This window comes from Stieleria mannarensis (assembly GCF_014154935.1).
Lineage (GTDB): Bacteria > Planctomycetota > Planctomycetia > Pirellulales > Pirellulaceae > Stieleria > Stieleria mannarensis.
Genome location: NZ_JACEHH010000218.1, coordinates 1 through 528, shown reverse-complemented (window position 1 = coordinate 528; position 528 = coordinate 1). Strand labels below are relative to the sequence as shown.

1 protein-coding gene is annotated in these 528 nt (G+C 63.3%); it reads right to left on the bottom strand.

Translation table 11 applies throughout. The annotated features are described in order from the left end of the window. The coding region (locus H1B37_RS33150) for a group II intron maturase-specific domain-containing protein (RefSeq protein WP_286178478.1) at window positions 1–370 on the bottom strand (370 nt) is incomplete at its 3' end. Between the last annotated feature and the right edge of the window lie 158 nt (window positions 371–528).

The window sequence follows — 528 nt, the reverse complement described above, 5'->3', positions numbered from 1 at the left end:
ATCGGGTAAGGACGTCCCTTTCGGGACGCCCTCCCCACACCACCGTACGTGCGGGTCCGCATACGGCGGCAGAGCGACGGTGAGCAAGCTCGGCCGACAGACTCTTTAAACTCAAAACGCCTTGCGCGGCGAGCCATGCGTTGGTCAGACCAACTCCGCTGGCGATGGTCTTGGACATGTGCCAAGGACCTCGCCGGCTGCGGGCATGGCGGATCGCTTGACGACGCGGGACGCCCAAGGCAATCAGATGGCGGCGACGCGTCTTCGGACGCTTCCACTGTTTCCAGTAGCGGCACCGAATGCGGCGACGAATCCAGCCATCCAGACGGGCGAACAGCTTCAGCTGAGAAGCCACGCCGAAGTAACCCATCTAGCCGCGGACGTAGCGACGCAGCTCACCCAAACGACGGTCCATCGACACGCCCCGGCTACGACCGGTAATCGTGACGACCTCTGCTGACTTCTGCACCGCCCGTAGAGGTTTCCACCCCCACGTTCCAGGTTTTCGGGCAAGCCCTACTGCCTGGA